At 41.2% G+C, this 12,710-nt stretch carries 13 protein-coding genes and 1 pseudogene; 7 read left to right on the forward strand and 7 right to left on the reverse strand.

The window, feature by feature from the left end; all coding sequences use genetic code 11:
* Positions 1-28: 28 nt before the first annotated feature.
* Entirely contained in the window at positions 29-1,702 is a 1,674-nt protein-coding gene (locus VB732_RS03740) for a SpoIIE family protein phosphatase (protein WP_323229497.1), read from the forward strand.
* Between the two features lie 3 nt (positions 1,703-1,705).
* Positions 1,706-2,131: an anti-sigma regulatory factor gene (locus VB732_RS03745; RefSeq protein WP_323229638.1), complete on the forward strand. Its 426-nt coding sequence runs from the start codon at positions 1,706-1,708 to the stop codon at positions 2,129-2,131.
* 75 nt (positions 2,132-2,206) lie between these two features.
* Here VB732_RS03745 and VB732_RS03750 read toward each other — a convergent pair whose 3' ends face one another.
* On the reverse strand, positions 2,207-2,638 hold the full coding sequence (locus VB732_RS03750; RefSeq protein ID WP_323229498.1) for a ketosteroid isomerase family protein: 432 nt from the start codon (positions 2,636-2,638) through the stop codon (positions 2,207-2,209).
* A gap of 474 nt (positions 2,639-3,112) precedes the next feature.
* Between VB732_RS03750 and queG the strand changes: the two are divergent.
* Both queG and VB732_RS03760 read left to right on the forward strand, forming a co-directional pair.
* Positions 3,113-4,086: pseudogene (queG, locus tag VB732_RS03755) on the forward strand (tRNA epoxyqueuosine(34) reductase QueG).
* Positions 4,061-4,711 carry an HAD-IA family hydrolase gene (locus VB732_RS03760; protein ID WP_323229499.1) on the forward strand — a complete coding sequence of 217 codons (651 nt, stop codon included), beginning with the start codon at positions 4,061-4,063 and terminating at the stop codon, positions 4,709-4,711. The pseudogene queG and the gene VB732_RS03760 overlap by 26 nt, the downstream one beginning before the upstream one ends.
* Before the next feature lie 175 nt (positions 4,712-4,886).
* On the opposite strand, the gene VB732_RS03765 is transcribed toward VB732_RS03760, so the two are convergent.
* Positions 4,887-5,261: a hypothetical protein gene (locus VB732_RS03765; protein ID WP_323229500.1), complete on the reverse strand. Its 375-nt coding sequence runs from the start codon at positions 5,259-5,261 to the stop codon at positions 4,887-4,889.
* Between the two features lie 222 nt (positions 5,262-5,483).
* Between VB732_RS03765 and VB732_RS03770 the strand changes: the two genes are divergently transcribed.
* Complete coding sequence (locus VB732_RS03770) at positions 5,484-6,014, forward strand: orange carotenoid protein N-terminal domain-containing protein (protein ID WP_323229501.1); 531 nt, start codon at positions 5,484-5,486, stop codon at positions 6,012-6,014.
* Positions 6,015-6,059: 45 nt separating this feature from the next.
* Here VB732_RS03770 and VB732_RS03775 read toward each other — a convergent pair whose 3' ends face one another.
* Complete coding sequence (locus VB732_RS03775) at positions 6,060-6,824, reverse strand: ABC transporter ATP-binding protein (RefSeq protein ID WP_323229502.1); 765 nt, start codon at positions 6,822-6,824, stop codon at positions 6,060-6,062.
* A 271-nt stretch (positions 6,825-7,095) separates the two neighbouring features.
* Here VB732_RS03775 and VB732_RS03780 point away from each other — a divergent pair, with 271 nt between their 5' ends.
* A complete protein-coding gene (locus tag VB732_RS03780; RefSeq protein WP_323229504.1) occupies positions 7,096-7,512 on the forward strand; it encodes a XisH family protein in 417 nt (138 codons plus the stop codon).
* Positions 7,500-7,835 (forward strand): XisI protein, encoded by a 336-nt coding sequence (locus tag VB732_RS03785; RefSeq protein ID WP_323229505.1) that lies wholly within the window; start codon positions 7,500-7,502, stop codon positions 7,833-7,835. Before VB732_RS03780 ends, VB732_RS03785 begins: the two co-directional genes overlap by 13 nt.
* 215 nt (positions 7,836-8,050) lie before the next feature.
* Here the strand turns inward: VB732_RS03785 and VB732_RS03790 are convergent, their stop codons facing one another.
* The 4 genes from VB732_RS03790 to VB732_RS03805 form a co-directional block, all read right to left on the reverse strand.
* On the reverse strand, positions 8,051-9,268 hold the full coding sequence (locus VB732_RS03790) for an ABC transporter permease (RefSeq protein WP_323229506.1): 1,218 nt from the start codon (positions 9,266-9,268) through the stop codon (positions 8,051-8,053).
* 18 nt (positions 9,269-9,286) lie between these two features.
* Complete coding sequence (locus VB732_RS03795; RefSeq protein WP_323229507.1) at positions 9,287-10,753, reverse strand: efflux RND transporter periplasmic adaptor subunit; 1,467 nt, start codon at positions 10,751-10,753, stop codon at positions 9,287-9,289.
* Positions 10,754-11,164: 411 nt separating this feature from the next.
* Entirely contained in the window at positions 11,165-11,806 is a 642-nt protein-coding gene (locus tag VB732_RS03800) for a Uma2 family endonuclease (RefSeq protein WP_323229509.1), read from the reverse strand.
* A 257-nt stretch (positions 11,807-12,063) separates the two neighbouring features.
* Complete coding sequence (locus tag VB732_RS03805; RefSeq protein ID WP_323229511.1) at positions 12,064-12,675, reverse strand: hypothetical protein; 612 nt, start codon at positions 12,673-12,675, stop codon at positions 12,064-12,066.
* Positions 12,676-12,710 lie beyond the last annotated feature (35 nt).

A 12,710-nucleotide genomic window follows, 5' to 3' on the forward strand; every position in this document is an offset into this window, starting at 1 on the left:
TTCAAATATCTGAAAATTAAAGTCCAATATGGCTGAAACAGAGGTCGAAAAACTTAAGCTCATGGTGGTAGATGATGAGCCAGATAATCTAGATTTACTCTACCGTACTTTTAGGCGAGATTTTCAAGTATACAAAGCCAATCATGCCTTTAGCGCTCTTGAAATATTAGATAAATTTGGCGAAATGGCGGTGATTATCTCTGACCAAAGAATGCCAGAAATGAACGGCACTGAATTTTTTAGTCGTACAGTAGAGCGCTTTCCAGACACAATTCGGATTTTATTAACTGGTTTTACTGATGTGGAAGATTTGGTGGATGCCATTAACTCTGGTCAGGTATTTAAGTACATTACCAAACCGTGGAATCCAGATAAACTCAAGGCATTAGTTGAGCAAGCTACTGATACATATCGCGTAGTTAAGAAACGCACGCAAGAGTTGCGGCGGGCCCTACAGCGAGAATCTTTGTTTAATGCCGTAACAACGGCAATTCGGGAGTCTTTAGACTACGACAGTATGCTGCAAAAGATTGTAGCAACCATTGGACAAACATTTGACGCTACCAGTTGCTTGCTCAGACCAGTAGAGGGCGATCGCCTGATTCAAGACCAGTTTTCATACCACGATTCAACATCTAATGCATTAGATTGCTTTTTCGACCCCAGTATTTTAATTGAAAAGGTACTGGAAACCCGACATTATCAACTTACTCAAGAAATATACGAGGGCAACCCCTGTCACAATTTGGTTGTGCCACTTAGCTACCAGCAGCATTTGTTGGCTGTGCTGGCTCTCCACCAATGGGGACGCGATCGCCCTTGGCAAGATGAAGATATCCAACTCATTGCGGGTGTTGCTGAACAAGCAGCCTTAGCTCTTTCTCAAGCCAAACTCTACCAGCGCCTCCAAGAAAAACAACAGCAGATTCATAATGAATTGGAAGTGGCTCGGCAAATTCAATACAACCTGCTACGCCAAAGTTTACCTGATATCAAAGGTGTAAAAGTACAAGCCTGTTGCTACCCGGCGCGGGAAGTAGGAGGCGATTTCTTTGAAGTTTTTGTTCATCCCAAAGGTGACTTGTGGTTGGCAGTAGGTGATGTCTCTGGTAAGGGTGTGCCAGCTGCTTTATTTATGGCTAGCATTATTTCAGTTTTGCGCCGAGAATTATCTCAAGAAACACCAGCCGAGCCAAATGTGGTTATGCAAAACCTCAATCACGCTCTGAGTGAAGATTTAATCAGCAACAATTACTTTATCACTCTTGTGTTAGCTTGTTATACCCCTAGTACTAAGGAACTCGTCTACACAAATGCCGGTCATATTTATCCACTATTATGGTCACGTCAAGACGCTTTAACGGACAATCCTAATTACCTGAAAGTCCGCAGCGTTCCTTTGGGAATTTTACCCAAGTGGCAGGCACAGTCCGGTCGTTTAGTTCTCTCTGCCGGAGACACATTGTTACTAGCCAGTGATGGAATTACAGAAGCAATGATCTCAAATGATTCTGATTTAACAATAAAAACCGGGGTTGGTGTTGAGGACGTGAGCCGTTCTATGCTAAATCAAGATGGTCTTTGGCAACTTTTACAACAAGAGGAACAACCACTTTCTCTTAACCATTTACTAGCTCGTATCCAGGCAGACAACCACGTTCAAGAAGACGATCAAACTATACTTTCACTGGAGATTTTGTAAGTGATGAAAAGCGAGCTTCATGTACCAAGCGACTTGAATTTTCTGAATATTGTCGAAAACTGGTTGCTAGGATGTTTGAAAATCCAGTTAGGAGAATCTGTAGATTGGTCGAGGCAATCAAGTCGTTTGAGATTGGCTTTGGTAGAAGCTTACTCAAATGCAGTCCGTCATGCCCACAAGGACAAACCAAATTTACCGATTTTACTACGTTTGGAAGTACAAGATCGGGATCTAGCTCTAGAAGTTTGGGACTACGGCGAAGGCTTTGATATGTCTAACTATTACGCTCCAAACCCCCTGGAAAAACAAGAAGGTGGTTATGGTTGGCTAATTATGAATCGTCTCATGGATAAAGTAGATTATAAGTTGCAGATTGATGGTGCTAACTGTCTTAAGCTAGAAGCTACTTTACCAGAATTAGTCAAATAGACAAAAGTTATTTTTTGATGCCTAGATTTTGTTTTGGGTAATATCAAACATTTCCTAAGCAATTATAATTATTTGCTATTTTTCCTGTCGTAAAGAAAGTAACTCTTGGGGAGAAGCTAAAAGTTTGATTCTAGTATACAAAATTTGCCGTTGTTGGTTGAGGATAAATAGCCACAAGACATTCACACTACACCAGGAAGTTTGGGCTTTGCCTGTCACCTGGACTTGAATCTCGCCAGTGTCTAAAGTCTCGGCTATTCCTGTGCTGGGGTAAGCTTTAATGTTTTGCCCTTCTTTTTTTAAGTAGGTTGCGATCGCATCTGTCCCCACAATATCAGATTCAAATGGTGGACTCATCACACCATCTACCCCAAACAAGGCGGCAGTTTCCTCAAATTCTCCGGCATTTAAGGTTTCAAAATAACGCAGTACGCTGGGTTCTGTAATTCCTTCAATCTGGAATTCTTCTTTTAACTGCGCTGGCGATATAAATTCAGCAGAGGTCATAAAATTTTCGAGATTATGGTAGCTAAATATTAATTTCAATACAAAAATCGCTAAAAATAAAGCTGCTGTTGAGATAGATTACTATATATTGGTAAATCTTCCCGACGATAGAAGTAGAGATGTTGCAACGCTATGTCTCTACATTCTTATATCTTGCACCAGGCGACTAGAAGTCGCGGCTACACGAGACAAAACCTGTCTCCGCAGGTTGAAAAGCCTTGGTTTTGTGTTAGTCCGCGCAGGCGGACTTCGTTTGTATAGCCGCGATTTCTAATCGCTAGGGCTAGGTGCAAGATGTGAGCATTAGCGTTGGAGTCAATAAAACAGGATTTACGCAAAATCAGATGCTGTAGGGTAGGGGCAATTCATGAATTGCCCTAATATTTGAGTGAAAGTAACAAATATTAATTAAAACTATTAACTAGTTAATGTATAATAATCGAGCCTTGATTAGGCAAAAGTCCCAATAAAAAAATGAGTCAGCATTCAGTAACAAGCAGCAGTGTGGTGAAAGAAAAAGCCAGCGAGTTGGGCTTTCACAAAGTTGGAATTGCTGCTGTAGATAGGATAGATGCCACAGAAGCGCAGAGGTTACAAGCATGGATTGAACTGGGTTATCACGCCGATATGGAATGGATGGCTAACCCAAAACGTCAGGATATCCGCTTAGTGATGCCAGAAGCGCGATCGCTAATATGTGTGGCGCTAAATTACTATACCCCACATCAACGTCCCAAGGGCGAGGAATACGCCAAGATTTCTCGTTATGGCTGGGGAAGGGATTATCACAAGGTAATGCATAAAAAACTTAAGCAGCTAGCTACATGGCTACAATCACTGGATGAAGGTGCATTAGCTCGTTATTATGCAGACACTGGCCCGGTGCAAGATAAAGTGTTAGCTCAACAAGCCGGCATTGGTTGGATTGCCAAAAATGGTAATGTGATTACACGGGAATATGGCTCTTGGGTATTTTTGGGAGAAGTGTTAACCAATTTGGAACTAGAGAGCGATCGCCCGCATACAGAACACTGCGGTAGCTGTACTCGTTGCCTTCAAGCTTGTCCTACAGGTGCAATTACTCAGCCTTTTGTTGTAGATGCTAATCGCTGTATTGCCTATCATACAATTGAAAATCGGGACAACAAACTGCCAGAGACACTCATACCCCATTTAGAAGGCTGGGTTGCTGGTTGTGATATTTGTCAAGACGTTTGTCCTTGGAATCAACGTTTTGCCCAAGCAACTGATATTGCAGAGTTTCAGCCTTATTCTGGGAATATTGCTCCCAAGCTGCTAGAATTAGCCCAAATCTCAGATCAGGAGTGGGATAAACGATTTCCAGCATCTGCCTTGCGGCGGATTAAGCCAGAAATGTTACGACGCAACGCCCTAGCTAATCTTGACGCATCCAGGCAAAGCATGACCCCAAAAGTAATTATTTTTGATTTTGATGGCACCATTGCTGATACAGTAGATGCTCTTGTAAGTATTGCCAATCGTCTAGCTGTAGACTTTGGTTATAGACATATCAGCCCAGAGCAATTAGGCTTCCTTAAAAACTTAACATCTAGGGAAATTATTAAGTATTCAGGAGTTTCTTTATTTAAAATCCCTTTTCTAGTTAAAAAAGTTAAAGGGGAATTAAAAGACAGAATCCCAGAATTAAAACCAATTCCGGGAATTAAGGAAGCGTTGATAGAACTGCAAAATCAAGGATATAAACTCGGCATTATCACTTCTAATTCTAAAGAAAATGTTACGCAATTCCTGACAATTAATGATTTAAATCACCTGTTTGATTTTATCTACTCAGGAATTACGATTTTTGGTAAAACAACGATAATTAATAACGTACTGAGGCAAAAGCAACTCCAACCTCAAGAAGTTATTTATGTCGGAGATGAAACCAGAGATATAGAAGCATCAAAAAAAGCAAATATCCAAGTGATTGCAGTAGGTTGGGGCTTTAACTCACCGGAAGTATTAGCCAAGCAAAATCCAGATTATTTAATTCAGCAACCTAGCGAACTTATAGAAGTAATGAATGGTAGTTATTTCAGCTTAAGTTGACACCTATGGGCAGTGCCGTGCCCCTATCTCGCAATATAATCTTGTACCGCATCTGAATGGGAACCGCTATAGTGAAAATCTTAACTATTGGCGATTCACCAAAATAGTAGGGTGGGACATATATATATCAATGCCCACCCTACAAAATAGCAAGATATCAAGATATCAGGAAAACTTAATTTTTCCGTTCACCCTTTTCTAAAGCTTGTTTTACTAGATCGTCACTGACATCAGTTACACCCTCAGTTTTAGAATTCCCAACTTCCTTTGCTAACTCGACATAATCATCAGGATTACCAGTTGACTGCGCTTGGGTTTTTGTCTCTGCTGGTGTAGAAACTTGATGTTTAGGTGCAGTAGCTGCTTCGGCGGCTGCTGTACCTTTACCTGTGCGATCAACTTCACTCACGCTGAATTGTTGTGCAGTTGCATAATCAGCATCAAAATCGACGTTTGGCGCTTTTTCTTCACCACTAGCTATATTGTCGGCAGCTAATTGGGCATCATGGGTGGGAGCTTCATTAACATTGGGCTTTACTTCATCAGGCATAATTAAAATCCTTAAGTTAAATTTTTATTGCTTACTTGAAAGAGCATAACAAGATAATTAGCTATTTCTATGCTCCCTTGGGAGAGACTTTACCTCTATTAAAAGATAGATTAAAGTTGGAATTTGCAATTAATATAACTCTTTCTCTCGATACTAGAAGCTGGTACTCAAACTTTGGTAGTCCTTAGTTTAGCCTGTAAAATTTCTTTGGAAATAATAATTATGACTGCAAGTTACGATAAAAGTATTTCTCAAGCCCAGAGCAATGAAAGTCAAAAATTGATGGATGCCTTTAACAATTTAGATACCGATGCAAAATTAGCTTGGTTCTATTTGGTTTATAAAAAAATGGGTGATTCTATCACGCCAGCTGCTCCGGCGGCGGCGGAACCTGAGTTAGCACCGCTTCTACTAGGAGACTATTTTGAGTTATCTGATGAACAGCAACTAGATATTATGCGGGATATTGTTAACTGCAAAGATACCGAATATTCCCGCGCTTATGGGGCGATAAAAGAAAACAATCAACTGTTAGTTTGGTATGCTTGGGCAGTAGCTATGGGCGATAAGGTGGTTGACTTACCAGCTAGCTACGAGCCAACTAAGGCAATTACTGATCTGGTTTCCCAGATTGAAGGATTAGATTTTGACGAGCAAATTTCGGTGTTTCGGACAATAGCTGGTGAAGTGGGTTACACCGATGTTAAGCCAATTGAGACACAAGCAGAAACTGGAAAAACGCCGAGTTTGTAATTAGCTTTGGCGACTAGAAATCGCAGCTACGCGGACTCTAAAAACCTATGAGACAGCTAACTGACTCAAGTCGCCTGGTGTGAGATTTGAATGCACCACTTGACCATCGCGGAACCAAACAATGCGCTGAGTTTGACGGGCAACTTCTGGCTCATGTGTCACCATGATAACAGTGATTCCACTGGCATTGAGTTCGCTAAATATATCTAAGACTTCTTGGGTTGTGCGCGAATCAAGTGCGCCTGTGGGTTCGTCGGCTAGGAGTACTACAGGACGATTGACAATGGCTCGGGCGATCGCTACTCTTTGTTGTTGTCCCCCAGATAGTTGAGTTGGTTTGTTATTGAGGCGATTTGCTAAACCGACTCGTGTCAATGCTTCGGTGGCGCGATCGCTTCTTTCTTTTGGATTCACGCCAGCATACAACATTGGTAGAATCACATTCTCTAATGCTGTGAGTTGGGGTAATAAATGGAATTGTTGGAAGACAAACCCCAGCTTTTTGTTGCGAATGTGCGCTAAGGATTTATCATCCATTTGCGCTACATCAATATTATCTAAGTAATAATGTCCGCCTGTGGGGCGATCTAGACAGCCGATAATATTCATAGCTGTAGATTTGCCTGAACCAGAAGGCCCCATAATTGAACAATATTCGCCCTTGTGGATAGTCAAATTCACATCATCGAGTGCTTTGACTTCAGTTTCACCACTGCCGTAGACTTTATATATATTTTCTAAACGAATAATTGTTGATTTAGGGACGGGAGTGGGAACTAGAGAATCGGTAACTGAAATAGTGTTTGCCATAATAATTTAGTTATTAGTTATTAGTTATTAATTCTTTCTTCCTTGTCTTTTATTTATCCAACACCAACCCAAGGCAATAAATAACAGTGTAGCAAAAATACTCAAAAGCAAAGATGCGTAAAACGGATGGGGTGGGTTGTTCGGAGATATTGGCGTTAGGGGTTGGTTGATTTTGTCGATGTGTTGGACGATTACGCCGGAGATAATTGCACCACTACCGCCCTTGTGGAATCCGATATCATTACTGTCAACTCAACTATAATGCGATATTATGCCAGCAAGAGATATCTTTCACAACGCAGTCAAAAAAGGACTAGAAAAAGAAGGGTGGAAAATTACCCACGATCCTTTACCCGTCAGTTTCGAGTTAGGGGATATGTATATAGACTTAGGTGCAGAAAAAATTTTAGCAGCAGAAAGAGAGGGTGTAAAAATCGCTGTTGAAATTAAAAGCTTTTTTAAAACATCTGCGATTTCTGAATTTCACACAGCTTTAGGACAATTTATTAACTATAGACTAGCATTATCCGAACAAGAACCAGACCGTACTCTTTATTTAGCAGTTCCCATCGATACATATACTTCCTTCTTTACTATCAGACTTGTACAAAGCATTATCAAAACATATCAGCTTAAATTGATTACTTATCAGCCTATAACCGAGGTTATTGTCGAATGGATAAACTAAAAAAATATCAAGAAATAATTCAGCAACTTCTCGAACAATATGCTGCAATTTCTAGCCAAGATCCAGAAGTTGAAACTCAATTAATTTTTGATACAGAACGCCACCACTATCAACTTGTAAATGTCGGCTGGAAAAACCAACGTCGTGTCTATGGTTGTTTTATACATTTAGACATCAAAGATGGTAAAGTTTGGCTGCAACACAATGGGACAGAAAATGAAGTAGGAGAAGATTTAGCAAATCTAGGTATCCCTAAGCAGGATATTGTCATCGGCTTTCATTCACCATTTAAGCGCCAATTCACAGATTATGCTGTAGGTTAAATATCAACAATCAACTAATTAGATAAAAACATCTCACAATCACTTCCATAATTAGTTCACTGTTCGGTTAAGGTAGGAGACGCGATAAATCGCCGTCTCTACAATAATCAGTCTTTCATCTTGACGACAATTTATCGCGTCTTCGTGGCGATTTTTCTCAACAGAACGGGATTGTAACGCACCTACTTAAGATTTAGATTATAAATAAATAGCCTTTAAGCACTTCTCAAAGCCACAATGGGGTCGAGTTTAGCAGCGCGACGTGCAGGAACAACGCCAAAAAATAAACCAATACCACCAGAAACACCAACTGCCATACTAATCGCTACAGGAGAAAGACTGGCTTCTAAAGGAGTCAAAGCTCCTACTAATAGGATGCCACTGATACCAACCGCAGTTCCAACTAAACCACCAACTGCGGAAACTATCACTGCTTCAATGATGAACTGGAGCAAAATATCTTGCTCAGTTGCACCGATCGCTTTTCTCAATCCGATTTCTTGGGTGCGTTCGGTGACGGAAACAAGCATAATATTCATGATGCCAATGCCGCCGACAAACAGGGATATACCTGCGATCGCAGCTAGCATAATTGTCAATGCACCTGTAATTTGACCAACAGTTTGCAAGGCATCCTTTTGTGAGCGGATAGTAAAGTCATCTTCGCCATTAATTTTGTGCCGTAGACGCAACAAATTAGTAATTTGAAACTCTGCTGCATCCACACTCTCGGAATCACGAGCGGCAGCGACAAGATAATCTAAAGCAATACCATAAGGAGAATTCTTTCCTACAAGTCGGTTTGCTGAAGTTGTAATCGGTATTAAGGCAGCATCATCATAATCTGCTCCCACGCTGGAACCTTTGGATATTAATGTCCCAATCACTTGAAAGCTAGTATTTCCAACTCGCAATTGTTGACCGATTGGGTTACTATTACCGAATAGTTTTTCTGCCAAGTCTCCACCTAGCACTACGACTTGGTTACTTCGCTTGATGTCTACATCGCTGAAAAACCTGCCTGTATCAGTTTCAAAATCCCGCACAGATAGGAAGCTGGGAGTTGTACCAATAATGTTGACATCGGTGTTTCTATTGCGGTATACAACTACCTGTCTCCTGTTTAACTCCGGCGCAACTCCTACTACTGTTGGTACTTGAGAGGCGATCGCTTCGGCATCTTGCAACACCAGAGTTTTTGGTACTTCAAAGGAGATACGCTGAGTTTCTCGATTTCCTGGCAGCACAAATAGCACGTTTGGCCCTAGTGACTCCAGCTGTTTATTCACGAACTTTTGCCCACCTTCACCAATGCCAATCATGGCAATTACTGAAGCGTTACCAATAACTATACCCAACATCGTCAGGGCGCTACGCAGCTTATTTGACAGCAGGGTTTTCCCCGCCATTTGGACACTTTCTAAAAAATTCATGTCTTAAACAATTACGAATTACGAATTATTCTGTTCTTTTGCCTTCTCAATTTTGTAGTCTTTGGGTGGATTAACAAAAATGCGATCGCCTTCTTTAACTCCCTCTAGAATCTGAGTTTTATCTTGGATTTGTGCCCCAATTGTCACTTCGCGGAATTGAGGTTTGTTGTTTGCATCTGGTACAAGTACGCCAGTTTGGCCCTTTTCGGTGACGATTGACACCGTTGGTAACACTAAGGCATTATTAACGCGATCGCCCAAGAAAGTCAGATCCACGTTTAAGCCAGAACGCAGTTTATCAGTACCAGTATCGAGAGCAACCCGCACCTGGAAGGATGTCACACCTTGTTCCACCACTGCTTCAGGAGCAATCAGGCGCACCTTACCTTTAAAAACTTGATCGGGATAAGCATCAGCGACAATTTCCACCTGCTGTCCCTGTTTAATTCTGCCAATATCGGCTTCGGGAACTTGAGCTAATACTTCTAAACCCTTTGCTACAGCCACAATTGAACTAGAAGTTGCCGACGCGCTCGTAGAAGCAGAAGTTGTGGGTGTCACAAAAGCGCCTGGTTCGGCATACTTTTGCGTCACAATTCCCGAAAAAGGAGCGCGAATAATAGTCTCATCCAACTGCACTTGCACACCCTTCAATTGAGCTTCAGCTGCTGCAACTGCGGCTTGACGCTGGACAATTTCTTCAGAACGGGTGCCATCTTCTAACAGTAGCAATGCGGCTCGTGCTTCATTCACAGCTGCTTGGCGTTGGGCAATTTCTTCAGTCCTAGTGCCACTTTGGACTAACGACAATCGTTTTCTAGCTTCTTCCAAGCTAGCTCTAGCACTTTTATCTTCGCTGATGGCTTGATCGAGTAATTGTTTTTTCTCTGCTCCCTCTTTATATAGATATTGGTAACGCTTTACCTGCTCACTGGTGTAATTCACCTTTGCTTGAGCCGCATCCACTTGGGATTGAGCTTGAGCAATTTCTTGGGGACGATTACCAGCCTTAGCTTCGGTTAGTTGAGCTTGAGCTTGTGCTAATCGCGCCCTAGCTTGAGCAATTTCTTGAGGACGACTACCAGCAACGGCTTGGGCTAGCTGTGCTTGACTTTGGGCTAAGTTGGCACGGTACTGGCTGATTTGAGCCTCAATACTGGCACTATCCATGCGGGCGAGAATTTGCCCTTTTTGAATGCGATCGCCTTGTTCCACATATAATTGCGACAGCACTCCTGGGTTCTTTGGACTAATATTTACGCTCTGTACTGGCACGACTTTGCCACTAGCTGTAATCCGCAAAGTAACGTTTTGCGCTGCTACTGGCACAGTTAGTTCAGTAATATCTTCGTTTGTCCCTTGATTGACTAAGGTGTAGGTTGTTACTGTACCCACAACCAACGCACCTCCCGCTATCAGCCCCACCAGCCAGCGTAATGGATACTTAACTTTGCCAATAACAGGAATTTCTATGTTCGTAGCCATATTTAAAAGCCTATGAATCTTGCTTTATGGGAGTAGCTGTAGTTAGATGATGATCTCCGGCAAATTGACCCAAGTAAAAGTACCTCAAAGAGCAAGCGGGGAGCGTTGGGGGTGGAGTTTCGGGAAATTATGCTTAATTGAGCAGACATAAATATTTAAAGGGCAATTGCAGAAATAAGGAGTTGTTAAAATTTTTGTGTTAAATCTTTATACATAAACAAATAACTAGACGCATAATTAGCTTCATAGTTGCTTAATCTTACTTCATAATAGGTATTTAATGTCTGTATGCCTTCACCTGAAAGGGTGATTTTAGCCACTATAGCACTGTGGGAAGCTTGTCTAAGTTAATACAACGGGCTTAAGCTTCTTGTCTGCCCCAAGTCTTGTTATTGAGAATAGTTCAAGTAATTATTGCTGAAATTGGGTTAACAACCAAGCGCCAACTTGACTTTGATTTATTTGACGAGTTCGGCGTAATGCATCGTTTAATAAAGAAATAGCTAATCCTGGTAATACCTGAGATTCCGTAATCCGCCTACTACCTTGGTTTTCAATAGCAAAAGCCATAACTTGGACATTCTGGACATTTAAAATCCAGTATTCTTTCACTTCTAAATCTTCGTATAAAAGTCGTTTTTCACCTTGATCGTCAGCAAGTGAGGTATTAGCTACTTCAATAACCAAATCTGGTGGTGGATAGATATCTAGATTAATGATAGAAGTGCCGTAGGGAATGACATCAGCATTCTCGCCAATATAGTAAGACACATCAGGTTGAGCTTCCTTAAAGCCTGTTTTCCGATATGTACAATTATCTTTGCCATTTAGAGCAATGCCTTTGATACTCGCAAACAAGTTAACAGCAAAGATAATAATTGTATGGTCGCTGGCATGGTCATTCCCGATTGGCGGGATTTCAATCCTCATCTGTCCATTGTGGTAGTAACCCTTGGCTTTTTCGTAGGCAGGATTTTCAATTATTTGGATATATTCATCCCAAGTTGCTGCTATCCAGGTATCGGTTGCTAGTTGGGTCTGTAATTCGCTCATAATATTGCGAAAGAGGAACTTTAACAACGATCATATAAGAATCCGCTTTGAAAACTGAACCCATTTGCCTGGTACGCGTTCGCGTTGGCGTAGCCTCTCGTAGAGAAGCGTCTCGCAGAGAAACGCAGCACAAGTGCCATATTAGGAAATAGGCAATAGAAAAGAAGCATTTTTGAGTTGTACCTAGCTTCGCAAAAATCAAATCAGAGTTTTATATTAGCCTTACAATTGATTGCAAGGCTAACATTGTAGAGATTTTAATTATTTGGCTTTTTCAAAACTACATGGAAAGAATTTAAATACCCAGTAATGGTTTTAGCTAATGTCTTCTGCTGTTTCTTTGTAGTTATTGCCATTACTTGATATAATCTTCCTTCAGCAACATACATTCTACTTTTAGTGATTTTCCCTCCAGAATTGATGTACTCAATTTCTTTGCCAGGATGATTATTGGAACTACGAATATTTCGTTGACTAATCAAATTACTTTTCGTAGTCTTTAAAGCCATATCCCTTGCATTATTAAGTACAGCTTGGGGGTCAGCCATTTCACCGTAACTATAAGGAAAATCATTGTAAGTAACTACATATGCTACTTGCTGTTTTGGGGGTTGAGCAACAAATATTTCTAAGTTAATTTCCCCCATGTAAGTTTTTTGGGATTGGGTATTTCTGTTGGGGTTTCCCGGCATCAAAATAGTAAAGCGCCCATCTGGAGGGGTGAATAACTTCCATTTTGGCTGCACGGGTTGAGAAACCTTTGGTTTGACAACAGCCGCCGGAGGTTTGGGTTGACGCGCTTCCACGAAAACAGAACCACCAGACACAAAGGTGACGGCGATTAATGGCAACAGAATTTTCATTGTCATAGGTTTTACCTTTTGAGATGCTAATCTCACTGATG

The organism is Nostoc sp. UHCC 0252, from assembly GCF_034931145.1.
Taxonomy (GTDB): Bacteria; Cyanobacteriota; Cyanobacteriia; order Cyanobacteriales; family Nostocaceae; genus Nostoc.

What these genes read in the sequence shown, in the direction of transcription:
- VB732_RS03800 (WP_323229509.1), bottom strand. Translation starts at nt 11,806, where the DNA reads ATGAGCGAATTACAGACCCAACTAGCAACCGATACCTGGATAGCAGCA.
- VB732_RS03780 (WP_323229504.1), top strand. Translation starts at nt 7,096, where the DNA reads ATGCCAGCAAGAGATATCTTTCACAACGCAGTCAAAAAAGGACTAGAA.
- VB732_RS03805 (WP_323229511.1), bottom strand. Translation starts at nt 12,675, where the DNA reads ATGACAATGAAAATTCTGTTGCCATTAATCGCCGTCACCTTTGTGTCT.
- VB732_RS03740 (WP_323229497.1), top strand. Translation starts at nt 29, where the DNA reads ATGGCTGAAACAGAGGTCGAAAAACTTAAGCTCATGGTGGTAGATGAT.
- VB732_RS03750 (WP_323229498.1), bottom strand. Translation starts at nt 2,638, where the DNA reads ATGACCTCTGCTGAATTTATATCGCCAGCGCAGTTAAAAGAAGAATTC.
- VB732_RS03745 (WP_323229638.1), top strand. Translation starts at nt 1,706, where the DNA reads ATGAAAAGCGAGCTTCATGTACCAAGCGACTTGAATTTTCTGAATATT.
- VB732_RS03765 (WP_323229500.1), bottom strand. Translation starts at nt 5,261, where the DNA reads ATGCCTGATGAAGTAAAGCCCAATGTTAATGAAGCTCCCACCCATGAT.
- VB732_RS03790 (WP_323229506.1), bottom strand. Translation starts at nt 9,268, where the DNA reads ATGAATTTTTTAGAAAGTGTCCAAATGGCGGGGAAAACCCTGCTGTCA.
- VB732_RS03785 (WP_323229505.1), top strand. Translation starts at nt 7,500, where the DNA reads ATGGATAAACTAAAAAAATATCAAGAAATAATTCAGCAACTTCTCGAA.
- VB732_RS03760 (WP_323229499.1), top strand. Translation starts at nt 4,061, where the DNA reads ATGACCCCAAAAGTAATTATTTTTGATTTTGATGGCACCATTGCTGAT.
- VB732_RS03795 (WP_323229507.1), bottom strand. Translation starts at nt 10,753, where the DNA reads ATGGCTACGAACATAGAAATTCCTGTTATTGGCAAAGTTAAGTATCCA.
- VB732_RS03775 (WP_323229502.1), bottom strand. Translation starts at nt 6,824, where the DNA reads ATGGCAAACACTATTTCAGTTACCGATTCTCTAGTTCCCACTCCCGTC.
- VB732_RS03770 (WP_323229501.1), top strand. Translation starts at nt 5,484, where the DNA reads ATGACTGCAAGTTACGATAAAAGTATTTCTCAAGCCCAGAGCAATGAA.